Source organism: Streptomyces sp. NPDC090445, assembly GCF_044769385.1.
Lineage (GTDB): Bacteria > Actinomycetota > Actinomycetes > Streptomycetales > Streptomycetaceae > Streptomyces.
The window spans coordinates 1-25,375 of sequence record NZ_JBIVXV010000035.1; the positions used below are offsets into that span (position 1 = coordinate 1).

Below are 25,375 nucleotides of genomic sequence, written 5' to 3' on the forward strand. Positions count from 1 at the left end.
AGGGGTTCGTCCCGGCGGGGGGCTGTGCGCCCCGGCCGCCTCGGCGACAACACCAGTTAGCCAGGCCGCCGCCGCCCTGGCAAAGCCCCCCTCCTACTACCGGGCCTCGCAGGACCGGGTGGTCCGCGGGGTGCCGCGGGCGGGAGGCGGTGGCGGAGGGCGACGGCCGGGGCTCGGGATTACTAGCCGACTTCGTATGTGATGTGGCTCCTATGGGACGAGTCACCTCAGGAGCGGAGAAATCTCACCGATTGTGACTGGTTGTACCCCTTTGAGCAGCCGACCGGGCGTCCGGATTGCCCAGGAATCGAAGGAGGAAGTCGCGTCGGGGGCCGCCTTCCCTGCCCGACTCACCGGTGTCGGGCGGCTCCGCATCCGGCATCTGTCAGAAGTCCAAGCCGTCCTCGTGGACGCGTCGGGCCAGGTCGGTCTTCGTGTACGCCGCACGGTTTGCCCGGCGGTATTTCTCCTTCACCTGGTCCAGGTAGTACTTCGCCGTGTTGACGCTGATTCCGGCGCGGCGGGCGGTGGCCTTCAACGTCAGTCCGGACGCGTAGTCGCGGAGGACCTCCCGCTCCCGGGGAGTCAAGTGCGGCCGGGTCGGACTGGTGTCGTTGGCCCAGGCGAAGGCGAGTTCCGGGGAATGGGCCGTGCCGTCGGCCGCCACGGTTTTGACGGCCTCGACGAGGGTGTCGAGGGCGTGGTTCTTGGTCACGTAGCCCGCCGCCCCGGCCGCCACCGCCGCCACGACCCTGGCGCGGTCGGCCACCGTGCTGATGATCAGGACCTTGCTTCCCGCCGCCCGTACGCGTCGCACGTTCGCCTCCGGCACGCTTCCGTCCCGCAGCATCAGGTCCAGGAGCACGACCTCGGCCCGCCACGCCGGCCCGGCGAGCAGTTCAGCGACCGTGGCTGCGGTCCCGAGGAGGCGCAGCTGCTCCTGGCGGGACAGCCAGGAGCGCAGTCCGTCCAGCAGCATCCGGTCGTCGTCGACCACCGCGATCTCGATCACGTCGGCCACCGCAGTTCGACCACGGTGCCCTCACCGGGCCGGCTGTCCACGGTTGCCGAGCCCCCGACGCTGGCCAGTCTGCCGTGTATGGAACGCCGTAGTCCGGTACCTGTATCGCGGCGGTCGGCCTTGGAGGTGTCGAAGCCGATGCCTTGGTCGGCCACGGTCACCTCCACCCCTGCCGAGCCGCCGACGACAGTGAGGTAGGCCCGGTCCGTTCCCGCATGCCTGCGTACGTTGTTGAACGCCTCGGTCACTGCGGCGGCCAGGGATTCGGCGACCTCCCCGGGCAGGTCCGGCACGGCGTGGTACTGCGCGAGGACCGTCAGCCCCAGACCTTCCGCGGAGCGGACGGCCTCCTCAAGCACGGCCCCGGTGTTTGCCAGGCCCTTCTCGAGCGGCCCGCGAGGCGCGTTGTGGATGCGGTCGTGATGCGAGGTGTCTCCGAGCTGGACCAGCCGCCGCAGGTACGCCGCTTCGCGGGCACAACGGTCGCGGACAGAGGGCGCGTTGGCGTCCACTTGGCCGCCCGCGATGGTGGTGAGGGTGGCGAGCACCGTGTCGTGAAGCGCCGCGAAATGGGTCGTCCGCTCGGCCTGCCGCGCCAGAGCGGCCTCGGCGGCGACCACCCGCTCCTGCGCGGCGTCCATCATGGATCCCTCGCGCCACAGGAGCCACCAGCCCGCACCGGCCCAGCCCACCACCACCAGAACTGCACTGATGTGGTCAAGGACTTCCGTCCACTCCGACCCCGGCACCGCCTGGTGAACGGCCAGGGACGTCATCAACAGCAGGGCGACCGACAGGACCGCCTCTCGCCAGCCAAGGCCTGCAACGGCGGCCGTGGCGGCCGACAGCCCCTGCACCATCAGCCAGCCATGCGGTTCCACGGCCGGCACCTCGGAGATCACGGCGACCGCGATCCACGGGAGCACACAGCCGGTCACCAGCACGTCGGCCCACACGAGGTGAGGAGCGAACCGGCCGCGCACGAGTGCCGACGCGTACAGGACCACCGTGATGACGCCCACGGCGACGAGGAGGGCAAGGGCCCGAATGTCGTACGGCTCCTTGACTACCACGCCGGTCGCGTAGAAGAGGTGCGCGCTCCTGAAGAGCCCGGTGACGATGACAGCCCATCTCCGCGCACGCTGAACCCCCATGTTCCCCCCGTGGGATGCAGTCCCCCGCCGCAACCCGCCCAAATGGACGGGTGCCGAGCCTTCAGTGGATCCCACTACTTTTCTTGGCGTCAAGGCTGTCCTCGGACACGACGACAACCGCGCGGGGCTCGGCAGGGATGCCGGTCCCGGGTGGCAGGTCGCCTGCCGTTCTTGTGACCGCCGAAGTGATGATGAGGAGCTGGAGTTCCTGTGGTCCGATCACCCGTGTTACGTCTGCGCTCTGGCGCCTTGGCCCTGGCCGCCGCTTCGGTCTGCTTTGCCGGAGGCATCACCTCCGCCCAAGCCGCTCAGCCCATGGCCGTTCCCGGCGGTGCACACCAGTACCTCAACGCCGTCACCGGAAAATGCCTGGATGTTCGGGGCGAATCGCAGTATACGAATGCGGTAATCCAACAGTTCGACTGCAAGCGGGCTCTGAATCAGCAGTTCGTCTCGCAGTTCATCGGTGCGGACACCACCACCCGGCTGCAGCCCCGCCACTCCGGCAAGTGTGTCAGCGCCCACGGCAACTGGCCCGGCGCCCTGGCCACGCAGCAGTTCTGCGGCGGCGGCACCCTGGAGCGCTGGGAACTGGTCGATGCCGGTGGCGGCGCGGTGGCCATAAGGAACGCCTCAACGGGCCTGTGCCTGGACGACGCCGGGGCCGGCGGCGGCAGCCGCCGAGAGGTCCGGCAGCACGTCTGCAACTACGGCGGCACACAGGCATGGTTCCGCCTGCCCGCCTGAGCCTGCCGCGAAGCCAACGCTGAAATCGGCGTTGAAGTCGGCGTTGAAGTCGGCGAAGCAACCGTCCATCAGGGAGGACATATGCGTACCAACGCTTGGACTGTCGGCGCCGTGCTGGCATTGGCGCTCGTCGGAGGCGTGAACACCGCCTCCGCCGCCGGCCCGGTCGGCACCGAAAAGGAAACGGCCGTCGCGGCAACGGCGCCCATACTCGTCGGGTACTACGGAACCAGCGAGGAATGCTACGACGCGGGCTCCATGATCGTCGGGGAGCACGGCTGCGTCTACAAGGGCGCCAGGGGCTGGGCACTGTACGTCTTCGTATAGCCGCAGCAACACCGCCGAATGCCGAAATCCGGCGTGTGGGGCATCGAGGCCCGGATTCTTCCGATCCTCGATGCCCCACACCGTCGACATCGACTGCCGAGTCCTTCGCACAGCGTTTCTCCGTGCCCTTTTTTTGGGGTCCGGTGCCGTATCAGTCCGAGAAGACAGGGGAGATCTTCTTGATACCCGTGGTCCTTTCCGCGATGTTGTCCGTGATGGTGGCACCGTCCGCGTCCTCCGACGCCGGCGTCTCGATGTACCAACTGCCGCTTCTGGCAGGCCACACCCACAGTTCGGCTCAGGCGATGAACGACGCCGGGGATGTCGTGGGGCTCTCCCTGGACGAGAACGGAGACGGTTGGCTCGTGCGGTGGGGTGCCGATGGCTCTCTCACCCCCCTGCAGGCCGTCGGCGGAGGGCTGGGCGGCCACGCGGTCGAGATCGTCGAGGACGGCACCGTGGCTGGATTCACCACCACACCGGACGGTGTACGGCATACCGCCCGATGGGACGCGTCAGGTGCCCTCACCCGTCTTGAGGAGCCATCGGGCTACGTCGACGGTGAGGCCCAGGACATCAACAACTCCCGCGTGGCCGTCGGGCATCTCTCGACGGGCAGTCGTACGCGCCCCGTGCGCTGGGGCGCCGACGGCCGGGCGACCGTACTGAACCTGCCCCCGCAGGCGGACGGAGGTGTGGCCACAGGGATCAACGAGTGGGGAGAGATCGCCGGCCATGTGTACGTGCCCGGAGAGAAGACCCGGGCCGTGCGCTGGGACAGCGCGGGCCGTGTCCACGATCTCGGCTCGCTCGGGGGCTCGTACAGCGAGCCGACCGCGATCAACGACCGCGGTACGGTGATCGGCCGGGCGACCGACGCGGCCGGGGCCTGGAAGGTCGTCCGAGCCCCGCTCGGGAAGAAGGTCAAGGCCCTGCCGTCGCAGGGCGAGGGTGCGCGTTCGGCGAGCGGCAACAACGCCGACGTCGTGGTCGCGAACGTCAAAGACCGTGCCGTGCGATGGGACGGGAACGACACCACTGAGCTTGAAGTACTGCGTGGTACCGGCAGGGCCTTCGTCAAGGGCATCAACGACGCGGGGACGAGCGTCGGCACCTCCGACGAGCGCGCCGTGACGTGGGACGCGCACGGGCGGGTCACCGCGCTGCCTGTTCCCGCCGGCACCGACAGGACCCAGCCGATCGCGATCAGCGCGACCGGGAGCGTTGCGGGCACCGTGGGCAGCTCGAAGAACTGGCCGGTTCGCTGGCGCGCCGTCGTCTGGCGGTAAGCGCCGCCGCCCTCTGTCCCCGTCCGCTGCCGACCCCCGTCTGCCGGGCCCGCCCGCGTGTGGTCCCGGCAGGCGGGCGGCCACCCCCGGCCCGCAACCGCGGGCACACGTGCGGCGTGTGATCCGGTGGGGCAGCTTTCGCCTGACCCCGCAATGAAGGTGGGGGGACCAGATGGAGGAACCGACCAGAGGCACGACCGCGCCGGCAGGACCGGGCACGAAGAGGACCCGGACGGTGGGAGCCCGTGTGGCGAGGGCGGTGTTCCGCCTCGTCATGGCTGCCCTGATCCTGCTTCTCGCCGTGCGTACGTACGAGGAGACGGCCGTCGCGCTCGCCCGGTCGAACGGGTCGCTGCGCACGGCCGAGGCCACCGTCACGGAGCTGACGTCGCACACGGAGTCCGGGAGAGCCGGCGGAGGCCAGGACGGCGGCAGCGGCAACTGGATCGTTCACACCGAGTACACGATCGAACTGCGTGTCGGCGACGAGCCGAAGACGGTGGACGGCGTCCCGGACGATGCCGCACACGGCCTTCAGGAGGGACAGCGGGTCACGGCGGGTCTGTGGCACGGGCGGGTCGTGGAGGTCGACGGGCGCGAGGTGTGGCCCGAGGCACCCCGGGGGGTGGGACATCCCCCTGTTCGTGCTGTACCCGCTGGTCATGGGATATCTGATCGCCCTCGCTGTGGCCGCCTCCGCGTATCTGGCCTGCCGTGACGGCCGGGCGCGGCTGGAGCGGCAGGACCGGTCCGGGCCCTGGGTGCTCGGGTTCCTCGTCGGAATGGCGGCCGTCCTCGTGCTCATCGTGTGCGCGGCTTTCGGGAGCCGCCCCGCGTTCTGGCCCCTCGTTCCCGTCGGCGCCGGAACCGTGGCCGCGCTGGCGAGGCTGAGGGTGGTGGTCCGGCAGATCCGGTCGCGGTAGTACGGCGGCCCCGGCCGTCCACTTCCGGATCGCGTCCGCGGACGCCGACCGGAGCGGGAACCCGGCTCGCCGTGCTCGTGCACCGGTCGTGGGGGCTGTCATCCCGGGCTGCAGGGCCGGTCTCCGTTCTGCGAGTCCCACCCCTGCTGTCCCGCCGCCTGTCCGGGCTGCTCTTGGGCCTGGATGCCGGAGCACCGCACCGCAAGCACCGCGATGTCGTCATCGAGCCTTCCGTCGCTGTAGCGAACCAGGGCCCGATGAAGCCGGTCGAGCAGGTCGCGGGGCGGCGTCGGGCCCTGCTCGCCCATCCACTCCGGCAGCGGGAAGAACTCGCCGTCACGCCCCCTCGCCTCCGTGACACCGTCCGTGTAGAGCAGCAGCTGGTCGCCCGGGGCGAAGAAGAGCGTGTCGACGCAGTAGTGGTCTCCGATGAGCGATGCCAGGTTGAGGGGCGGAGAGGGGATGGTGGGCTCCACGACCCGGATCTCGCCGCGGCGTACGAGCAGGGGCGGGGGGTGCCCGCAGTTGAGAATTCTGACTCGGCCTCCGCCGTGCGGGATCTCGGCGATGAGGGCAGTCGCAAAGCGCTCCGGCAGGTCCAGAGCGGGGAACGCCGAGCTGTGGCGGGAGATGCTGGCTTCCAGGCGATGGACGACGCCCCTCAGGTCGGGCTCGTCGTACACGGCCTCCCTGAAGCTGCTGATCACCGCTGAGGCAGTCCCCACCGCGGACAGGCCCTTGCCGCGCACATCGCCGATCAGCAGCCGGACCCCGAACGGTGTGTCGACCGCTTCGTAGAAGTCCCCGCCGATCCGGGCCTGCTCCTGGGCCGCCAGATAGAGCGACTCGATCTCGACGTCCTCGATGCGGTGCGGCAGTGGGCGCAGCAGTACTTTCTGGGCTGCGTCGGCGACGAGCCGGACATGGAGGAGCGTTTTCTCCCGCTGGAGCCGGACGTGGCTTGCGTATGCGGCCGCCAAGGTGACCGCGATGATCGCGGCTGCCGTGTAGGGCGTGCCCAGGTCGGTGTAGGCGAAGCTCAGGCCGATCATGATCAGCAGGCAGAACGCGCCCAGCAGGACGGTCGGGAGCACGGGCCACATCGCGGCAGCGAGGGCGGGCGCGGCAGGCAGGAGGCGGCTGAAGGCGAACTCCCTCGGCGTGGAGAACGCCAGGGCGGTGATGAGGACGGTAACGATCAGCGGTGAGAGCAGGGCTGTGTCCCACCGGCCACCACGGAGAGGGCGTCGGCGGCTCGACCGTCTTGGCCTGATCACAGAATGCATCATATCGGGGCGTAGTACGCATCGGGCTGTGACGGAACGTGACGCTCCTGGTCGGTGAGCAGCTGTCGGCGGCCTCGGATGCGCCCGGTCGGCTCGATCGAGGCCCCGACTCCGGCTGCCATGCCGGCGTGCCACCGCTCGCCCCGCAGCAGCCCCGGACCGGACGGGCACCGGCGTGGGGGTCGGTGTGGCCGGCGCCCGTCGTCGCCGCGGTGTGGCAGAGCCGGGACGGAAGCCGCGGCAATCCGCTGGGTGTCCTGGTCGACCTGTTCTGGGCGGAGTACGCCGCGCGAGTGGTCCTGCTGCTGCTCGTCGCCGCTCTGGTCTCCCGGCTGACCCTGCGGTGGCGCGAGCACGAGGCCGACCTGCGGGTGGTGAGCGGCCACGGCTCCCAGGGCCTGGCGGCGCTCCTGGCCGCCCAGCCCCCACCAGGCCCTCCCTATGGGAACGGGCCTGGGCGATCCATCCCACTCGATGCCCTGGCCGGCGGGGTGCCGGCCGCGGTGGCCCTGCACGCCGTGTCCGGGATCGCCGCACCCGGTTTCAGCAGGACACCGCTGCACGGCACGGACCGGTTGGCGAGTGCCCTGGTCGCGGGCTCCCCGCTCGCCGTGGCATGGGGCGCCTCGGTCCGGCGCAGCGCCCCGGCGGGGCACGGCGGCGGCTCGGCGCCGCGGGCGGGCTGCTGCTCGCGCCGGCCGCGGGTACGGGGGTGGGCTCGCCGGCGCAGTTCCAGAGCACCGGCACCAGTGCGCTGGGCCCGTCGGTTTCTGGTCGACGACCCTCGCCACGGTGCCGGTGGCCGCCGGAGCGGCGGGGGTGCTGAGCGCCGTCCTCGCCCGGCTGTGGGCCGCCCACCGCGGCGACACCCCGTCCGCTGCGGCCGTCGCCGCCGGCTGGGCCCGGGCGGCCCGGCCTCAAGGCCGGCAATCCCTCCTACGCGAGCCGGTGGGATTCCTGCGTGGGCCTGGCCTGTGTGCTCGGCCTGGTGCTCCTGCGCGGATCCGCCGGGTCGGAGACCGCCCTGGATGCGGTGCCGCTGTCCACCGCCGTGACCGCGGCCCCCCGTTCGCCGTCCCCGAGGATGCTCAGTCGAGACAGAACTCGTTGCCTTCGACGTCCTGCATCGCGATGCACGACTCGTTGTCTTCATCCGCAAGCAGTACTTGCACCTGTACCGCGCCGAGCGCGACCAGCCGTGCGCATTCGGCCTCAAGTGCGGCCAGGCGCTCGTCACCCACGAGTCCGGTGCCGACCCGCACGTCGAGATGCAGCCGGTTCTTGGCGACCTTGCCCTCGGGAACGCGCTGAAAGTACAGCCGCGGGCCCACACCTGAGGGATCACTGCACGCGAACCAGGCATCCCGGTCCTCAGGGGGCAGCGAGCGGTTGAAATCGTCCCACGTGGCAAAGCCCTCCGGCGGCGGCGGTGCGACGTACCCCAACACCTCGCACCAAAAACGGGCGACACGCTCGGGTTCTGCGCAGTCGAAGGTGACCTGGAACTGCTTGATCGATGCCATCGGGCCACCGTAGCAGGGGGTCCCTTTGGCCCATCTCCCGGCCAGGGTCCGCCTGTTGACGGGGGGGGAGGGCCCCTGCGTGCCGCTGCCGTGTCGTGCGGTCGCAGGGGGTGAACCGATGTCGCTGCCTCGTGTCAGGGCGCGCGCCAGACGTTGGCGAAGGCCGCGTTCTCGATGGATCGCCTCTGGCGTACGGCCTCCAGTTCCATCACCGCGTCGTGGACGACGGCCAGGACGGTCGTCACCGCCTCGTCGCCGGGGTCCGGCTCGGGCTCGGCCCCGGACCGTCCGTCGTCGAGACCCACGGCCGAGACGAGGACGGCGAGGACGGGTTCGTTCCGTTCCAGGCGGTCGACGGCACTCCGGCGGTCGGGCGTGTCGGCCGGTTCCACACGGTCGGCCCCGAACGGCGAGCGGCCGCCGCGGGTGCGCGTGAGCTGCCCGTCCTCCTCCAGAGCGGTCCGGTAGGCAGCGGCGAGGTCGCGGCCCCTCCGCCACAGCCAGTCCTCGACGCGCTCGTAGGGTGTCCGGCGGGTGAGGGCCGATGCCGCCTCGGTCAGGAGGCGGTCGGCGGGGACCTGGGCCTCGCCGGGTACGATGCGGTCGCCGTCCAGGGTGACGGCCCTCGCGCCGATCAGGTCGATCAGCTCCGCTCCCGCGAGGGCGAGCGACAGGTCGCCCTGTCCCACGGGGTGCTCCGGCTTCGGGTCCATCGCGATGATGAACAGGTCTTTCGCGGTGCTCATGTACGACTCCCGTCGCAGACATCGACCATGGTGTGCGCCGCCGGCGTGTCCGACCCGCATCCCGGGCGGGGTGCGGTGGCGGCGGCCGTGACGATCAGTATTCCCGTGCCGGGCCGGAGCGTGGGGGTGATGGCCGGGGTTTCCGGGTCGTGGGGGCGCATTGCGGACTGTGATGTAGGACACGTGGCTGTGAGATGCCTGTGAAGCGGCGTGTCCGAGGGGGTCCGGGGTACGGGAGGAGTGCCGACAAGTTCTATATTCGTATGAACCATCCACGCGCGGCGCGGCTGCGGTGATCAGGGGGGACGACAGCGTTGGCCGATACCGACGCCGCTCCGGGTACCCGGGGTACCCGGGCGGAATCCCGCAGTACCCGGAAGGTACGCAGGAAGGCACAGAACCGCAGGCGCCTTGGCATAGCCATCGCGGTGGTCGCCCTGGGCGGGGCCGGCGCCACCACGTACGCCTTCACGCTGGGCGGCACCTCCGGGGCGGCCCAGAGCGACGCGAAGCTCGCGGCCCCGAACGGGGCTGCCGCCGCGAAGGACGAGGAGCCCTGGGACGGCAAGGTCAAGATACTGGGGGACGGCTCCACCTCCTACACCGGGCCGCAGCCGGGGCAGCTCAAGCCAGAGCGGCTGAAGCCCGGCGAGAAGCCGCCGCAGTTCGTGGTCTTCTCCTGGGACGGCGCGCTGGAGAGCGACGACCGCCTCTTCTCGCACTTCCGTCAGGTGGCCAAGGAGAACAAGGCCCACATGACGTTCTTCCTCACGGGCATCTACCTGCTGCCGGACGGCAAGAAGATGCTCTACAACCCGCCGCAGCACGCCCAGGGCGCGGCCGCCATCTCGTACCCGACCGTCCCGCACATCAAGAGCACGCTGACGCAGCTGCGCGGCGCCTGGACCGACGGCAACGAGATCGGCTCGCACTTCAACGGGCACTTCTGCGGGCCCAAGGGCGGTGGGGACTGGAGCCCCGCCGAATGGAAGAGCGAGATCGACCAGACGTATGGGTTCATCAAGAACTGGAAGACGAACACCGGGTTCACCAAGGAGCCGCCCCTGCCCTTCGACCCGGACCGGGAAGTGGTCGGCGGCCGCGCGCCCTGCCTGGAGGGCCAGAAGAACCTCCTGACCGCGATCAAGCCGTACGGCTGGCGCTATGACGCGAGCTCCTCGGGGGACTTCCAGCTGTGGCCGTCCAAGCAGGACGACATCTGGAACTTTCCCCTCCAGCTCCTGCCCTTGCAGGGCAAGGAGGTGCAGGTCCTCTCCATGGACTTCAACTTCCTCTACAACCAGTCGGGCGACAGCACCCAGGGGGACCCGGCGAAGTTCGCCGCCTGGCAGGCGCAGACCCGGGGTTCGTACATGAACGGCTTCAACCGGGTCTACAACGGCAGCCGGGCGCCCATGTTCATCGGCAACCACTTCGAGGACTGGAACGGCGGCATCTACATGAAGGCCGTCGAGGACGTGATGAGGGACGTCTGCCCGCGCCAGGACGTCCGCTGCGTGTCGTTCCGGGAGCTGGCGGACTGGCTCGACGCCCAGGACCCGAAGGTCCTGGCCCGGCTGCGCTCGCTCGACCCCGCGCAGGCCCCGGACTGGACCGATCTGGTCAAGTAGGCGCCCCACGGGGCCGCCGGGCGGCGTGCGCCGCCCGGCGGCCGGCCCCTACTTCACCGCCTTGATGTAGTCGCCCCACAGGCGTACCGCCCGCTCGCTGCCGAGCGTGTTCGGGGCGTCGCCCCCCAGCCCCGTCAGCGGCAGCGGAACCAGGTCGGTCAGCGACATCCGGTAGACCACCACGGCCGTGGACTCCTGCTCCGTGCTGGCCACGAACCAGCCCGCCGTGTTCGCGGCGGTCGTTCCGGTCTTGCCCGCCGCGCCGGCGCGCGCCTTGCCGACCGTCTTCGCCGAGCCCTCGGTGACCGCATCGCGCAGGGCGTCCGTCACCGCGCGGGCGGTCTTCTCCGTCACGGCCCGGGTCGGCTTCGGCGCATCGAGCGGAATGGCGGCGCCGTTGCGGGTCACCGAGCGCACCGAGTAGGGGTCGGTGTGCATGCCGTCGGCGGCGAAGGTCTGGTAGGCACCGGCCATCCGGATCGCGCTGGGCATCGAGTTCTCCCCGAGCGCGAATCCGGGGATCCGCGGCCCGAGGCTCGATTCGAGCAGCCCCGAGCGCCGGGCGAACACCTCCACCCGGTCGAGGCCGACATCGAGGCCGAGCTGGAGCATGGGAGTGTTGACGGAGTTGGCCACGGCCTGGCGCAAGGTGACCTGGCCCCAGTTGCGGCCGCCGTCGTTGCGCCCCTTGAGCACCTTGCCGCTGCGGTCCCAGTACGGGCCCTCGGGCGTCTGCACGGTCACCTGGTCGTTGCCGTCGTAGACGGAGGAGGGGGACACGGGAGTGCGGGCCTTGCCGCGCGTGCGCGTCACCCCTTCGTCGAGGGCGGCCGCGTAGACGATCGGTGCGAACGCCGAGCCGACCGGGATCGTCGTCGCGTTCGACTCGTTGAAGCCCTGCTTCAGGTAGTCCGGGCCCCCGTACACGGCGAGCAGTCGCCCATCGGGGGCGATGCTCGCCGCGCCGATCTTCGCGTGCTTGTCGGTGTCGGGCCGCTTCTCGGCGTCGAAGTCCTTCTGGGTCTCCTGGACAGCGGCGGTCAGGGCCGTCATACGGGCCCGGTCGAAGGTCGTGTAGATCTGGTAGCCGCCGAGGTCGAAGTCGGACTCCTTGAGGTGGCTCGCCTTGATCGTGTAGGCCTTGGCCATCTCGACCAGATAGCCGGTCTGCGCGCCGGGCATGCCGACCAGGGACGAGCTGGAGGGCTCGGGGAACTTCGTGTAGGTGGCGCGCTCGGCGCTCGAGAGCTGGCCGGTCTCGACCATGCGGTCCAGGATCCAGCTCCAGCGTTCGACGGCCCGCTCGTGGTTCTCCTTGCTGAGGGTGGGGTCGTACAGCCCGGCGCCCTTGAGGAGGGAGGCCAGGAAAGCGCCCTCGCTGGGATTGAGCTGCGAGACGTCCTTGCCGTAGTACGCCTGGGACGCGCGCTGGATGCCGTAGGTGCCGCGCCCGAACCAGCTGGTGTTGAGGTAGTCCTGCAGGATCTGCTTCTTCTCCGTCTGGTTGTCCAGCTTCAGGGCGAGCAGGATCTCGGTGAACTTCCGGGAGAGGGTGCGGTCCTGGTTCAGGTAGGCGTTCTTCACGTACTGCTGCGTGATGGTGGACCCGCCCTGCGTCTCACCCCCCGTCACGGCGGCGCGCACCGCGCGCAGGAGGCCGGACGGCGAGACTCCGGGATCCGAGTAGAAGCTCGCGTTCTCGGCCGCGAGGACGGCTCCCTGGACCTTGGGGGGCACCTTGTCCAGCGGCATCTCCTGGCGCTGGACCCAGCCCGTCCGGGCCATCGTGGAGCCGTCGGCCCAGTAGTAGACATTGTCCTGTTGTGTGGCAAACGAGTTGAGGTCGTCGGGTATGTCCGTGGTGGCGTACGCGATCGTGATGAAGCCCGCCATGCCCAGGAACGCGTACAGGCAGGCGCCCAGCCACTGGCGCCCTGAGGGTATCCACCGGCGCCAGCCGGTGCGGCCCGGCCGCGGGAAGTCGGGCCGCAGGCGCCGCAGCTGCGGCCGCGCCGCGGCGGCGGCCGGGGCGAGCCCCTGCGCGACGGTCCGCGCCAAGGCGTCGAGCCGGACGGTCCGCTGCCGGGGCCGGCGGCGCGTCCCCGCCTTCCCCCTGCGGCTCGGGGCGGCTGCGTCGCCGCCTTCCGGAGCCGTCCGCCCGTCCCGGGATCGCCCCCTGGCGGCCATGTCCTTCCTGCCCACTCCCAATGCCCCCCTCTGCTCTGCTTTCCCCCACACCCTAGATGTACTTTCTGTGAGGTCGGACCGCTGGTGGGGGGCATCACGCCATACGATCGGGGGCCGCCCCCGATGATCAAGCGGAGGCGGACCGCCCGGTGCGCGGAGCGACTCCTGCCAGGCGGCCGTCGGCGAAGCGGAACGTGACGAATCAGTCGCGTAGTTGTGCGAAGATTCCGTCCCCCGGTTCGTGCGAACCGGGTGACAAGGGGAAACAGAGTGATACCTAAGAGGTTCAGGCCCGCCGCCATCGCGGCCCTGACCGTAGCCCTGGTGTCCGGGAGCATGCTCGCGTACTCCGCGACCGCGGAACCCGGGCCCCGCGAGGCCGACCGCGCCACCGCCGACGCCTTCGCCCGCATCGCCGACGACGTCCTCTCCCAGCGCACCCAGGCGCTGGTCGAGGACCAGGCGGGGCGCCCCGGCTCCGGCCCGGGCGCCGCGAAGTCCCGTATGTCGGCCCAGCTGAAGAAGAACGAGGACGCCACGATCCAGTCGCTGCGTTCCCGCAAGACGCGGCTGGCGGAACTCGGCGAGGCATACACGGGCGCCGACACCCGCGTGGTCGTGGACAAGGCCACGGTCGCCGGCGGCAAGGCGGTCGTCAAGGTCACCGAGCAGACGACGCTCACGTACAAGAAACTCCGGGGGGACGAGCCGGCAACCACCGACATCGGGACGCAGTACGAGCTGACCCTCACCAGCAAGCGCGGCGGCGCCTGGGAACTGACCTCGATCAAGTCCCAGAACAACGGCCTGGTCGCCGTCAACGAGCCGGTCGCGGCGCCGGCGAACGTCGTCAAGGACGACGGCAACCAGTACCCGGACGGCACGCCCGCGTCCACGAAGTACCCCGCCACGCCGAAGCCCAAGGCGAAGACCGGCGGTGCCTACGACTACAACGCCATGGCGAAGTACGCGGAGAAGTACTGGAGCCGCTACAACCCCGCGTACCGCAAGTTCAACGGGGCCGGGGGCGACTGCACCAACTTCATCAGCCAGGCGCTGAAGGCGGGCGGCTGGAAGGGCGTCCCGGGCTCCTCCACGGACTACCGGAACTGGTGGTACGACGGCACCCGCCAGAGCGACTCCTGGGTCGGCGCGAACGAGTGGGCCTGGTTCACGCTTTCGAACCAGCGGGCCACGAACCTGGCGAACGTGTACCAGGCGGACATCGGCGACGTCGTGCAGATGGACTTCAACAAGGACGGGTCCAAGGACCACTCCATGATGGTCACGTACCGGAGCGGCAACGGAATGCCGTACCTGACCTACCACTCCACGAACACGTACCGCAAGTCGCTCGCGAGCATCATCGCGTCCTACCCGAACGCGGTCTACTTCGCGTACCGCACCTGACGGGTGAGCCCTGACAGGTGAGCCCTCTCGGGTGAGCCCTTCGGCCTCTTCTGCCGGGAAGTCTCCCGGCAGAAGAGGCCTCTTGCATTCTCCGGAGCGACCGGCCCGTGCGGTCCGCCCGTACGGCGGGGGCAGTCGGCCCGCGGATGCCGGCTCCGTACGCCTTCAAAAATACCCCCGGGGGTACCCGTGCTAGAGTCGTTGACATACCCCCGGGGGTAATAGTCGCGACGAAAGGGGCATTCCGGTGTTCTTCATCGACATCATCGAGACCGAAGGGCTCGGCAACCGCAGCTATCTGGCGGGCGGCACGAAGACGGCTGTGGCGGTGGACCCGCCGCGCGACATCGACCGGGTGCTCGGCGCGGCAGCCGTGCGCGGAGTACGGATCTCGCACGTGGTGGAAACCCATGTGCACAACGACTACGTCTCCGGCGGCCTGGAGCTGTCACGGCTGACCGGCGCCGCCTACCTGGTACCCGCCGACGCCCGCGTCGCCTTCGCCCGGACACCGGTCCGCGACGGAGACACCGTGACCGTGGACGAGGGGATCACCCTGCGGGCGCTGGCCACTCCCGGCCACACCCCGCACCACACCTCCTACGTCCTCGCGGAACGCGGGACGGTCGCCGCCGCCTTCACCGGCGGATCGCTGCTGATCGGCACGGTCGGCCGCCCCGACCTCGTGGAACCGCGGCTGACCGAGCAGCTGGCCCGCGCGCAGCATGCTTCCGCGCACCGCCTGGCCGCGGAACTGCCCGACGAGACGCCGGTGCTGCCCACCCACGGATTCGGCAGCTTCTGCTCCTCCTCGCAGTCCGAGGGCGGGGCCACCACGATCGGCAAGGAGAAGGCGGGCAACGACGCCCTGGTCATGGATGCCGACGCCTTCGTCGCCGACCTGCTGGCCGGCCTGGACGACGTCCCCGCCTACTACACCCACATGGCCCCGGCGAACGCCGCCGGCCCCTCCCCGGTGGACCTGAGCGCCCTGCCGGTCGCCGACGCGGCCGACATCGCGGCCCGCCTGGCCGCAGGGGAATGGGTGGTGGATCTGCGCAACCGCGTCGCGTTCGCCGAAGGCCACGTCGCGGGATCCTTCAACTTCGAAGCCGACGGGAAGACCGCCACCCACCTCGCCTGGATGATCCCCTGGGGCAAGCCCGTGACCCTGCTGGCCGACTCACCGGAGCAGCTCGCCGCCGCCCAGCGCGAGCTGGTGCGTGTCGGCATCGACCGTCCGGCCGCCGCGGCCACCGGCACCGTCCGCGCCTGGATCCCCGACGGCCGCACGCCGCGCAGCTTCCCGCGCGCCACCTTCGCCGACCTCGCCGCCCAGGCCCCCGACCCGGGTCGCATCGTGCTCGACGTGCGCCGGGACTCCGAACGCGCCGAGGGCTGGATCGAGGGCTCCGTACACATCCCCCTCCACCTTCTCCACCGGCGCTTGGCGGACGTCCCCGCCGGGACGGTGTGGGTGCACTGCGCAGGCGGGATGCGTGCGGCGATCGCCGCCTCCCTCCTGGACGCGGCCGGTCGCAACGTGACAGCCGTCGACGACGCGCTCGACGCCGCCCGCGGTGCCGGCCTGCCCCTGGTCACCGGCACGGACCGCTGAGTCGCCGCTCTCCCCCGCTCGATCGCATCGGAAGGAAGACGCATGTTCCTCTTCAGCCGCCGCCCGACCCGCCTCACTCCCCTGCAGGCCCGCCGCCGGACGACGGACGGCGACGCCGTCCTCCTCGACGTGCGCGAACAGGCCGAGTGGGACGCCGGACACGCACCCGGCGCCGTACACGCCCCGCTCTCCCGGCTCGTCACCGGAGCACCCCTGCCGACCGCCGCCGAGGACCGGCAGCTGGTCGTCATCTGCCGCTCCGGACACCGCTCCCGACAGGCGGCCAAGCTCCTGACCGGACGCGGCGCGCAGGCCGTCGACGTCGCGGGCGGCATGACCGCCTGGGCCGCTGCCGGACTGCCCGTCGTCGACGAACGCGGAACCCGCGGCCTCGTCACGTGAGTGCCGTCCTCCTCGCCCTCGTCGCCGGGGCGCTCATCGGCCTGGCCCTCGGGGCGCTCGGCGGCGGCGGGAGCGTACTGGCGGTACCGGCCCTGATCTACCTTCTGGACTTCACCCCGGCCGCCGCCACCACGGCATCACTCCTCATCGTCACGGCCGGCTCCGCCACCGCCCTCTACGCCCACGCCGCCTCCGGCAACGTCCGCTGGAAGTCCGGCGCACTGTTCGCGGCCGCCGGCCTCCTGCCCTCCGTCGGTGCAGCCGCCCTCGCCGCCCGTGTCCCCGACGCCGTCCTGACCGCAGCGTTCGCCGCGACGGCGGCCCTCGCCGGCCTGCACATGCTCAAACCCGCCATCCCCGACCGGCAACCGCGACGCGCCGGACCCGCACGCGCCGGATCCGTACGTGCCGGATCCGCACGTGCCGTCGGCGCGGGAGCCGGACTCGGCGCCGTCACCGGTTTCCTCGGTGTCGGCGGCGGCTTTCTCGCCGTCCCCGCCCTCGTCGGCATTCTGGGCCTGCGCATGCGCGCCGCCGCCGGCACCGGCCTTCTGGTCATCACCGTCAACTCCGTGGCCGCGCTCGCGGCACGCGCCGACACCGGCGCCCCTGTGCGGTGGGCGGTCGTCGCCCCCTTCGCGGGAGCCGCCATCCTCGGCGCGTGGGACGGCAGACGCCTCGCGGCCAGGGTCTCCGGGCCCGCCCTCCAGCGGGTCTTCGGGATCGCGCTCATGGCCGTGGCACTCCTCATGCTCACCGACGCGATGCGCTGAGCCGCCCGCCGGCGAGGAACTCCACAGACCCACCAGACCCAGCACATCCCCTCCCCCGGCGTTCCGAACGGGACCCGCCGACAACAACCGGGACGGAGCACCTCGACATGTCCGCAATCCGCACCCTCGACGCCGACCAGGTCCGCAGCCGGCTGGACGAGCTGATCGTTCTCGACGTCCGCACTCCCGGCGAATACGCCGCCGGCCACATCCCCGGCGCCCTCAACGTGCCGCTCGACCAGCTCCGGCACGCCCTCCCCGAGATCCGCCACGCCGCTCGCCGCGGCGACATCCTCGCCGTCTGCGCCTCCGGCGCCCGATCCGAGGAGGCCTGCCGCGCCCTCGCCGCCCACGGCATCACCGCCGCCACCCTGGCCGGCGGCACCGGGGCCTGGGCAGCCGGCGGCCACGCCCTCCGCCGTCCCGCCCACACGCCCCGCACCGCCTGGAGCATGGACCGCCAGGTCCGCCTCACCGCCGGCGCCGTCGTCCTGACCGGCCTGGCCCTCGGCCGCGTACGCCCCGCCTTCCGCCTCGCCTCCGCGGGCGTCGCGGGCGGGCTCGTCTTCTCCGCCCTCACCGACACCTGCGGCATGGCCGCCCTCCTCGCCAAGCTCCCTCACAACCGTCCCCGCAAGGCCGACCTCGAAGCCACCCTCGCCGCCCTCCACGACGGCCGACCTGCGCGGACCGCATACCCCCTGGGGTACCATGAAGCCTGAGCACACGAGGCCTGGAGGCACCAGTGAAAGTCGACGACGACGCAGTCAGCGCAGTCCTCAACCGCCTGCGCCGCGCCCAGGGACAGCTCGCCGGCGTCATCGCCATGATCGAAGCCGGCCGCGACTGCAAGGACGTCGTCACCCAGCTCGCCGCCGTCTCCAAGGCCCTGGACCGCGCAGGCTTCAAGATCGTCGCGAGCGGTATGCGCCAGTGCATGAGCGACGCCGGTGAGAACCAGGCCCCCATGACCGAGGAAGAACTCGAAAAGCTGTTCCTCGCCCTCGCCTGACGGCACACCCGCCGCTGCCGGCTCCCGCCGACGACCCGGAGAGCGGGTTCACCGGCTCTTGTCGGTGGTGCGGGCCGCGGTGGCGTAGCGGGTGGGGTCGGCGTCGAAAGCGGCGGCGCACTGGGCGGAGCAGAAGAAGTAGGCGCCGCTGCCGGTCTGGCGGCGCTCTGCCGCGTCTGCCGGGTCGATGCGCATGCCGCACACAGGGTCCACGACCCGCTGCACGGCACCGGCGCGGTCCGCGGCAGCGTCCGTCCTGGACTCGGCCGGGGTCTCCACCTCCGGCCGGACTCTGACCGGTGCGGTGCGCGGCAGGGGGGCCGGGTGCCAGCGGCGCAGGCGGGAGGCGTTGGTGACGACGGACAGGGAACTCAGCGCCATGGCCGCGGCGGCGATGATCGGGGTGAGGCGGATGCCCCACAGGGGGTAGAGGACGCCGGCGGCAAGGGGGACGCCGATGGCGTTGTAGACGAGGGCGAAGAACAGGTTCTGCTTGATGTTGCGCATCGTGGCGCGGGACAGGCGGACGGCGGTGACGACTCCGGTGAGCGATCCGGAGATGAGGGTGATGTCGGCGGCTTCGATGGCGACGTCGGTGCCCGTGCCGATCGCGAGGCCGACGTCGGCGGCGGCCAGGGCCGGTGCGTCGTTGATGCCGTCACCGACCATGCCGACGGTACGGCCCTCGCCCTGCAGCCGGCGGACCTCATCCGCCTTGTGCTCGGGAAGGACCTCGGCGAGGACGCGGGTGATACCGACCCGGGCGGCGATCGCGGCGGCGGTTCGGGCGCCGTCGCCGGTGAGCATGACGACCTCGATGCCGAGGCGTTGGAGAGCGGCAATGGCGTCCGCGGAGTCGTCCTTCACCGTATCGGCCACGGCGAGAACACCGGCCGGCCTGCCGTCGATCCCGGCGAGCACGGGCGTCTTGCCGTCTGCCGACAGGCGATCGGCCTCCGCGGCGAGCGGTGCCGTGTCGATGCCGGCGGCCGTGAGGAGGCGGGCCGCGCCGACGAGGACGGTGTGGCCGTCGACGACCGCTCTGACGCCTCGGCCGGTGACGGACTCGAATCCGGCCGCCGCCGGCCAGGTCACGCCGCGCTCGCGGGCGCCGGAGACGATGGCCTGGCCGAGCGGGTGCTCGCTCATTTCCTCGGCTGCGGCCACCAGGCGCAGCAGTTCGGTCTCGTCGGTGCCGTCGGCGGTGTGGATGTCGGTGAGGACCGGCTTTCCGGCGGTGACGGTCCCGGTCTTGTCGAGGACGACCGTGTCGATCTTGTGGGCGGTCTCCAGGGCTTCGGCGGAGCGGATGAGTATGCCGGCCTGGGCGCCCTTGCCGGTGCCGACCATCACCGACAGCGGGGTGGCCAGGCCGAGGGCGCAGGGGCAGGCGATGATCAGCACGGCGACGGCCGAGACCAGGGCCAGGGTGAGGGCCGGCTCGGGGCCCACGGTGAACCAGAGGGCGAAGGTGGCGACCGCGATGGCGATGACGGCGGGGACGAAGTAGGCGGAGACGGCGTCGGCGAGGCGCTGGATCGGCGCCTTCGAGGCCTGCGCGGCCTGCACGAGACGGATGATCTGGGCCAGCATCGTGTCGGCGCCGACCTTGGCGGCCCGCACCTGCAGGGAGCCGGTGGTGTTGACGGTGGCGCCGACGACGGTGTCTCCGGCGCGCTTGGTGACCGGCATCGGCTCACCCGTGACCATCGACTCGTCGACGGCGGAGGAGCCGGACACGACCTCGGCGTCGACGGGGATCTTCTCCCCGGGCCGGATCACGATCACGTCGCCGACCGTGACGTCCTCGACGGGGATCTCGGTCTCGGTGCCGTCCCGTAGGACGCGGGCCGTGCGGGCTTGAAGACCCAGCAGGGCGCGGATGGCCTCGCCCGTGCCGGCCTTCGCGCGGGCCTCCAGGAGCCGTCCGAGCAGGATCAGCGTCAGGATCACGCCGACGGCTTCGTAGTAGACCTCGCGCACGTCCTCCGGCAGGAGGCCGGGGGCGAGGGTGACGATCAGGCTGTAGCCGTATGCGGCGCTCGTGCCGAGGGTGATGAGGGAGTTCATGTCGGCGCTGCGGTGGCGCAGCGCGAGCCAGCCGGTCACGTGGATCGGCCACCCGGTGTAGAACATCACCGGGGTGATCAGGACCAACTGGAGCCAGTGGTTCAACATCCATCCCGGTACCCAGGCGGCCCCGAACAGCTCGTGCGCCATCACCGCGATCAGCACCGGAGCGGTCAGGACCGCGCCGACCGCGACCCGGCGGGTCAGGTCCACGATCTCCGCCTGCCGCTCGGCGACGTCGGCGGCCTCCGCCTCGGCCGCCGACCGGTCCACGACCGCTGCCGGTGCGCCCTCGGGCACGGCGGTGGCGGCGCCGTGGCCGGATGGTGGTGGCGGCGCGGGTGACGGTGGCGTCGCGGATGGCGGGGGCGGCGCGGATGGCGGGGGCGGCGCCGTTTCCGGCTGTCCGTCCGGTTCGACGAGCAGGGTGCCGTGGATCATGTTCATGCCGCAGGCGAAGCCGAACGAGCCAGGCCGGTCCGGGCTCAGGCGCACCGTGGTGCGGGTGTGGGCAGGCAGCCCGGCACTCACCTGCAGGTCCGGGAAGACCACCCGGGACGTGCACTCCCCCGCCTCCTGCCGGTCGAAGACCAGCTCCAGCGGCATGCCCTGGCGGACCTTGATCAGGTTCGGGCTGTATCCGCCGCGGACGACGACGTCCACCCGCTGCACCCCGCCCTCCAGGCGGGCGGACCCGGCCCGGCGAGGGCCGAAGAAATACCAGCCGAGCCCGCCGATCAATGCCACGGCGGCCACGACCACCACCACGTCAACGGCGCCCACGGGCGATCGCCTCCCTGCTCGGCCCGTCCCTTTCAGGATGCACCCGCGCACGGTGCTGCGCGCCGGGGACCGTACGGTCCGAGGAGGGCACCGCTCGGTCGGAGCCGCGGCCGGAGCGTGCCGCCGGCCTGCCGGTGCGCGGGCCGGCGGCACGGCCGGTCAGCCGACGTTCAGGGTCACGGCGGCGGTGCGGAGGCTCCCGCCGGTCTGGAACTGGAGGAACAGCCGCCAGTTGCCGGGCTTGGGGAGCATGGCCTGGAAGGCCAGGTCCGGTCCGCCGTTGTCCCCGGTGACCTTGGTTTCGGGGTGCAGGTGGGCGAAGGCCTGGTCGCCCTCGTGGAAGGCGGTCAGGTGGGCGTAGGTGTCCAGGTAGGGCTGGAGGTCGGTGCCCGGCTTGCCGTCCTTGCCGAGGGTGACCGTGAGGGGGTGGGCCGTGCCTGCCATGGGCCGGCCCTTGACGGTGACGGTGTAGCCGTCGGCCTGGGTGCTGGTGGCGGCCGCGGGCAGCGGGGTGTCCTGTGCGGTGCCGGGGACGGTGATCGTGCGGCTGAGGACGAAGTCCTCGCCCTTGCCCGTTCCGGTCTCCGGGGTGAAGGAGGCGTACGTCCGCCAGGTGCCGGGGGTCAGGGCGGTCATGTCGGCGGTCCAGGTGCCGTCGGGGGCCATGGTGGGGTGCAGGTGCGTCGTCAGGTCGTCGTGGACGTCCGTGTGGCCGAGGCGTCGACGCAGGCGACACCGCCCTCGATCGTCTGTGCCATGGCCATGTACCAGAATGCGTCCTTGTTGCGGCTGCGTGGGCGGGATTGCCTCGGACTTGCCCGCTGGGTCTCCCTGCCATGGTCGAGCGGCCGGATCCGTCTCACCCGAATGCCGGAACCCCGCCACGGGTCCGGCGCAGGTGATAGGCCCGCGTTGCCACCGCCAGCAGCGGCCCCCAGGCGAGGATCGGGGCGTAGCAGGCCCACAGGGCCCACGCGCCCGGGCCGCTGGTGGGGAAGGCCTCGCCGGTGTCGTTCAGCGGGGGAACGAAATGGAACAGGTAGTTCAGGGTGGCGTACGCGGCCAGGGCAGTGGCCAGCAGAGCACCGATGGAGGCCGGGACGACGACCGCGCGGACGGGCAGCACACGGCCGCCGGCGAAGGGGACCCAGGCGGGCAGCCGTTCGCCCCAGGGCCGGACGAGCCCCAGGGTGAGCAGCGCCAGGCACTCGGCGGCCAGTGAGAGCGAGAGGACGTACGGCCGTTCCCCCGGCAGCCAGTCGTGCCCGGCGTACCAGTCGGGCCGGCCGGCGACGAGCGCGATGCGCCACAGCCCCGATGGAAGGGCGCACAAGGGGATGGCGTACGCCGTCCACTTGATGCGGCGCGGCACGTCGAGGCGGGGGTGGTCGGGGCTCATCGCGGTCTTCCTTTCACCCGGGAGTTCCGGTATCGCCATGCTCACCGCCGTGGCTGGTGTCCCGCGTCCTCCGGTGGTCCTGGCCGCCTCCCCTGCACGGGGGAGGCGAGGGGGGTACCCGAGAACCGAACACAGACACGTCAGGCCGGCGCAAGCACTGCCTTCGCGCAGCATGTGGCCGACTTGGTCGAGAACGCCCACCAGCGTTTCATCGCCCCGTACTGGCCGCAGATCGACCGGCTCGCCGCTGCGGACCGGGCGCTGCGTCTGAGGCATCTGAGCGATCACGGGGTCGAGCGGCTGCTGCGCGAGCCGAACCCGCGCCGGATCGTCTGGGAGGCTCCCGTACTGCACGTCACGATGGCTTCCGGACTCAGTGGCGATGTCCACCTCGGTGGCCGCGGGCTGCTGCTCATCCCCACCTTGTTCGGCTCCCACTATCCGGCCCTGGAGTACGACGCCGACCAGCCGTGGATCACCTTCCCCATCCGTTCCGACGAGCCGCTCGCCGCCGCGCCCGCCGCTGTCACCGCGACAGCGCTGGCCGAACCACCACGGCCCCTGGCCGCCCTCCTGGGCCGCACCCGCGCGCTTGTCCTGAGTGTGATGGCCGACCATCCCGGCAGCACCACCACCCAACTCGCCAGGCACGCCAACATCTCACTGGCCAGTGCCAGCGAACACGCCACCGTCCTGCGCAACGCCGGCCTGGCAGCCCTCCTCCGCGACGGCAAGCACGCGCTGCACACCCTCACCCCGGCGGGCCACAGCCTTCTCGCCGTCCCACCGGGGCCGTGAGCAACACAGCCTGACCGGTCGCCGGGCCCGCAGGCTCGGACAGTGGGCCGGCCGGGTGGCGGACGGCAGATGCCCAGCGTGTCTCCGATCCCTCGACCGGGACGCATGAACCATGCAATCGAGTCTTCCAGCTACTCATGGGGTCGGTGCGTGGTGACGGACGTGAATCAAAAGCCGGGACAGGAAGCGGTGCGACAGATTCCGGCAGGGTTGAAGCCCTTTTGGGAGCAAACGGTTCGAGAGTTCGTGAGCCTGAGTGAGGCGCCGATCGACCCTCCGATGCAGGAGCGCCACAGAATCTACTCGCTCCTCCTGATGGCGATCATTTTCGACCAGTGGAACGGCAACAAGTACGGCGACACCGGGGACTACGGGCAGTGGCGGGCCGATCAGCTGTTGGTCGACTCTCCGAACATCTACCGGGGCGGGACGTACCAAGGACACAACATCGCTGCGCTGGCGGTGGACGCAGAAGGTCGGGTCATCGACTACGAGTTCAATCACAACGATCTGTTCGACAGTTCTGTGGAACATGCCGAGTCGCGATTGGTGCGACGGGTTTTCGCGCTCAACCAGATTTACGATCCGTGGGAGCTCGACCCGCGGAACGAGCGGCACAAGAGCGGCCCTCCGGAGCGCCAGAGGCGTCGAATGTTCGCGACGGCAGTCACCGAGCGCGCCGAGCGCGCAACCGCCAGGGAACCCGAAGTGGTTGCATCCGGCTATGCGACGCTGCTCAGCGATGTCACCGTGTACACGTCGCTGGAGTCTTGCGCGCAGTGCACCGGCATCATGTGTCTGGCTTCCGTGAAGGAGGTGATTTACCTCCAGCCTGACGACGGCCAGTTCTTGATCGGAAATATCATGCGCAGGGCAACGAAGGCCCAATCGATGGGATTCACCTCACCACGGCCGATCGCAGGCGAGGAGATCGGCTTCGAGTTCTACCGCGATCTCGCGGCAGGCAACGAAGATTTCACCGAGAGAGTGGCACGGGAACCGTTCCACACCGATGGCGTGAAAACCGCCCGGAAGCCGTCCGTGACTTCATTCCTGTGCACAGACAGCGCATATCAAGTTTTTGAGCGCGCGAGTAGCAGACTCGGGGAATCTTCACTCGAGTATCCCGATTTCTGCCCGGATCGACCACCGTCCGCATTGACGAACAGGAAGGTGCTCGCCGAGGCGATGGATTTCCGCGCCTACGTGAAATCGGTCGGAAACCGGGGCACATCGCACCGGGTCTGACGGGAGGGCTGCAGATTGACGCTCCGGGCTCACTCTCATCGAGCCGACCGACTTCAGGCACCCGCCGCCGTCACCCCCGCAACGCGGTGAGCCCGGCTCCACGGTTATTCGCTGTGCGGCAGGGCGGTGCGGGGTTATCCTGCGCGCCGTGATCAATTGGAAAGAGATCGAAGCCGCCGACTACGCCGTTCCCGCCGACCACCCCATGGAAGAGCTGGTGCGTGCGCTCTCCGACGCCCTCGCGGACCCCGATCCGCGGATCCGGGACGGAGAGCCGTACTCCGTCCTCTCGGCCTGGATAGCCCGCGGGGTGATCGACGCGCCCCGGCGGCTGGCGCTGGGGGACGAAATGGCCGCCCGTTTCACCGCCCCGGAGATCCAGGCGCGCACGTTCGCCCCTCTGGTTCTCGACATGCTCGTGACCAGAGGGGACTTCAAGGCCGACTGGGTGGACGCCTTCGAACGGTGGTACCCGAGCGAGACAGACCTGCGCGGCCACGACGAGGAGCTCGGCTGGCTCCACGCGGTCGCGCACGGCGCCGACCTGCTGAACCGGTTCGGCTGCCATCCCGGGGTGGACCCGGTGCGGATGCTGAATCTCGCCGCGGCGCGGCTGACGGCACCCACCGTCCACGCGTTCGTCCAACTGGAGGACGACCGGCTGGCGAGGGCGCTCGCCCGGGTGCTCACCCGGTCCGACATGAACGAGCACGACGCGACAGCGTGGCTGGACCCTGTCGCCGCCCGCTTCGGATCCGACCACATCCCCTCCCCGGTCCCCGCACACCTCACCAACTGCCTGCGCACACTGCGCATGCTGTACGTCTTCGCGGACCGGGGTGTGCGTCCGGACCCCCGGTCGGCGCCGGTGCCCCTCCACCACCGCGAGGCGGTCAAGACCGCGCTCGCCGAGACCCTCGACCGCATCATCAGGCGCTGAGCACCCCGGCGTACAGCGCGGGCGTCCCCACGCGGGCCGCTGTTGCCGACCGGGCTTCCCCGCCACACCGCCTTCACCCCATCGGTGG

At 70.8% G+C, this 25,375-nt stretch carries 22 protein-coding genes and 1 pseudogene; 14 read left to right on the forward strand and 9 right to left on the reverse strand.

Annotation, left to right across the window (positions count from 1 at the left end; all coding sequences use genetic code 11):
- Positions 1-385 precede the first annotated feature (385 nt).
- Together ACIQUT_RS35785 and ACIQUT_RS35790 are read right to left on the reverse strand one after the other, a co-directional pair.
- Entirely contained in the window at positions 386-1,012 is a 627-nt protein-coding gene (locus tag ACIQUT_RS35785; RefSeq protein ID WP_403569306.1) for a response regulator transcription factor, read from the reverse strand.
- Positions 1,009-2,043 (reverse strand): sensor histidine kinase, encoded by a 1,035-nt coding sequence (locus ACIQUT_RS35790; protein ID WP_403569308.1) that lies wholly within the window; start codon positions 2,041-2,043, stop codon positions 1,009-1,011. Before ACIQUT_RS35790 ends, ACIQUT_RS35785 begins: the two co-directional genes overlap by 4 nt.
- A gap of 381 nt (positions 2,044-2,424) precedes the next feature.
- Here ACIQUT_RS35790 and ACIQUT_RS35795 point away from each other — a divergent pair, with 381 nt between their 5' ends.
- From ACIQUT_RS35795 to ACIQUT_RS35810, 4 genes are all read left to right on the forward strand, one after another.
- A complete protein-coding gene (locus ACIQUT_RS35795; RefSeq protein WP_403569309.1) occupies positions 2,425-2,922 on the forward strand; it encodes an RICIN domain-containing protein in 498 nt (165 codons plus the stop codon).
- A gap of 81 nt (positions 2,923-3,003) precedes the next feature.
- A complete protein-coding gene (locus tag ACIQUT_RS35800; protein WP_403569311.1) occupies positions 3,004-3,249 on the forward strand; it encodes a hypothetical protein in 246 nt (81 codons plus the stop codon).
- A gap of 215 nt (positions 3,250-3,464) precedes the next feature.
- Positions 3,465-4,538 carry a hypothetical protein gene (locus ACIQUT_RS35805; RefSeq protein WP_403569313.1) on the forward strand — a complete coding sequence of 358 codons (1,074 nt, stop codon included), beginning with the start codon at positions 3,465-3,467 and terminating at the stop codon, positions 4,536-4,538.
- A 662-nt stretch (positions 4,539-5,200) separates the two neighbouring features.
- Positions 5,201-5,461, forward strand: a complete 261-nt coding sequence (locus ACIQUT_RS35810) for a hypothetical protein (RefSeq protein WP_403569315.1) — start codon at positions 5,201-5,203, stop codon at positions 5,459-5,461.
- A 98-nt stretch (positions 5,462-5,559) separates the two neighbouring features.
- On the opposite strand, the gene ACIQUT_RS35815 is transcribed toward ACIQUT_RS35810, so the two are convergent.
- The 3 genes from ACIQUT_RS35815 to ACIQUT_RS35825 form a co-directional block, all read right to left on the reverse strand.
- Positions 5,560-6,738 (reverse strand): PP2C family protein-serine/threonine phosphatase, encoded by a 1,179-nt coding sequence (locus ACIQUT_RS35815; RefSeq protein ID WP_403569318.1) that lies wholly within the window; start codon positions 6,736-6,738, stop codon positions 5,560-5,562.
- Positions 6,739-7,835: 1,097 nt separating this feature from the next.
- Positions 7,836-8,270: a VOC family protein gene (locus ACIQUT_RS35820; protein WP_403569320.1), complete on the reverse strand. Its 435-nt coding sequence runs from the start codon at positions 8,268-8,270 to the stop codon at positions 7,836-7,838.
- A 134-nt stretch (positions 8,271-8,404) separates the two neighbouring features.
- Positions 8,405-9,016 carry a GPP34 family phosphoprotein gene (locus ACIQUT_RS35825; RefSeq protein ID WP_403569321.1) on the reverse strand — a complete coding sequence of 204 codons (612 nt, stop codon included), beginning with the start codon at positions 9,014-9,016 and terminating at the stop codon, positions 8,405-8,407.
- Between the two features lie 422 nt (positions 9,017-9,438).
- Here ACIQUT_RS35825 and ACIQUT_RS35830 point away from each other — a divergent pair, with 422 nt between their 5' ends.
- A complete protein-coding gene (locus ACIQUT_RS35830) occupies positions 9,439-10,647 on the forward strand; it encodes a hypothetical protein (RefSeq protein ID WP_403569410.1) in 1,209 nt (402 codons plus the stop codon).
- A gap of 48 nt (positions 10,648-10,695) precedes the next feature.
- Here the strand turns inward: ACIQUT_RS35830 and ACIQUT_RS35835 are convergent, their stop codons facing one another.
- The gene (locus ACIQUT_RS35835) at positions 10,696-12,834 is read right to left on the reverse strand and encodes a transglycosylase domain-containing protein (RefSeq protein WP_403569324.1); all 2,139 of its coding nucleotides are present in this window, start codon (positions 12,832-12,834) and stop codon (positions 10,696-10,698) included.
- A 270-nt stretch (positions 12,835-13,104) separates the two neighbouring features.
- On the opposite strand from ACIQUT_RS35835, the gene ACIQUT_RS35840 reads away from it, so the two are divergent.
- From ACIQUT_RS35840 to ACIQUT_RS35865, 6 genes are all read left to right on the forward strand, one after another.
- The gene (locus tag ACIQUT_RS35840) at positions 13,105-14,244 is read left to right on the forward strand and encodes an amidase domain-containing protein (RefSeq protein WP_403569326.1); all 1,140 of its coding nucleotides are present in this window, start codon (positions 13,105-13,107) and stop codon (positions 14,242-14,244) included.
- Positions 14,245-14,491: 247 nt separating this feature from the next.
- A complete protein-coding gene (locus ACIQUT_RS35845; protein ID WP_403569328.1) occupies positions 14,492-15,862 on the forward strand; it encodes a rhodanese-like domain-containing protein in 1,371 nt (456 codons plus the stop codon).
- Positions 15,863-15,904: 42 nt separating this feature from the next.
- Positions 15,905-16,264, forward strand: a complete 360-nt coding sequence (locus ACIQUT_RS35850) for a rhodanese-like domain-containing protein (protein WP_403569330.1) — start codon at positions 15,905-15,907, stop codon at positions 16,262-16,264.
- Complete coding sequence (locus ACIQUT_RS35855; RefSeq protein WP_403569331.1) at positions 16,261-17,037, forward strand: sulfite exporter TauE/SafE family protein; 777 nt, start codon at positions 16,261-16,263, stop codon at positions 17,035-17,037. Before ACIQUT_RS35850 ends, ACIQUT_RS35855 begins: the two co-directional genes overlap by 4 nt.
- A gap of 107 nt (positions 17,038-17,144) precedes the next feature.
- Positions 17,145-17,759: a rhodanese-like domain-containing protein gene (locus ACIQUT_RS35860; RefSeq protein ID WP_403569333.1), complete on the forward strand. Its 615-nt coding sequence runs from the start codon at positions 17,145-17,147 to the stop codon at positions 17,757-17,759.
- 23 nt (positions 17,760-17,782) lie between these two features.
- The gene (locus ACIQUT_RS35865) at positions 17,783-18,049 is read left to right on the forward strand and encodes a metal-sensitive transcriptional regulator (RefSeq protein WP_403569335.1); all 267 of its coding nucleotides are present in this window, start codon (positions 17,783-17,785) and stop codon (positions 18,047-18,049) included.
- A gap of 48 nt (positions 18,050-18,097) precedes the next feature.
- Here the strand turns inward: ACIQUT_RS35865 and ACIQUT_RS35870 are convergent, their stop codons facing one another.
- From ACIQUT_RS35870 to ACIQUT_RS35880, 3 genes and pseudogenes are all read right to left on the reverse strand, one after another.
- Positions 18,098-20,902, reverse strand: a complete 2,805-nt coding sequence (locus ACIQUT_RS35870; RefSeq protein WP_403569337.1) for a heavy metal translocating P-type ATPase — start codon at positions 20,900-20,902, stop codon at positions 18,098-18,100.
- Positions 20,903-21,061: 159 nt separating this feature from the next.
- Positions 21,062-21,687 (reverse strand): annotated as a pseudogene (locus ACIQUT_RS35875) (hypothetical protein); the annotation flags it as partial.
- A gap of 74 nt (positions 21,688-21,761) precedes the next feature.
- On the reverse strand, positions 21,762-22,301 hold the full coding sequence (locus ACIQUT_RS35880; protein ID WP_403569339.1) for a hypothetical protein: 540 nt from the start codon (positions 22,299-22,301) through the stop codon (positions 21,762-21,764).
- 183 nt (positions 22,302-22,484) lie between these two features.
- Here ACIQUT_RS35880 and ACIQUT_RS35885 point away from each other — a divergent pair, with 183 nt between their 5' ends.
- The 3 genes from ACIQUT_RS35885 to ACIQUT_RS35895 all read left to right on the forward strand — a co-directional run bounded on the left by ACIQUT_RS35885 (position 22,485) and on the right by ACIQUT_RS35895 (position 25,287).
- A complete protein-coding gene (locus ACIQUT_RS35885; protein ID WP_403569340.1) occupies positions 22,485-23,099 on the forward strand; it encodes a winged helix-turn-helix domain-containing protein in 615 nt (204 codons plus the stop codon).
- 150 nt (positions 23,100-23,249) lie between these two features.
- Positions 23,250-24,347, forward strand: coding sequence for a hypothetical protein (locus tag ACIQUT_RS35890; protein WP_403569342.1), 1,098 nt, complete (start codon positions 23,250-23,252; stop codon positions 24,345-24,347).
- A gap of 148 nt (positions 24,348-24,495) precedes the next feature.
- Positions 24,496-25,287, forward strand: a complete 792-nt coding sequence (locus ACIQUT_RS35895; protein ID WP_403569343.1) for a DUF2785 domain-containing protein — start codon at positions 24,496-24,498, stop codon at positions 25,285-25,287.
- Positions 25,288-25,375 lie beyond the last annotated feature (88 nt).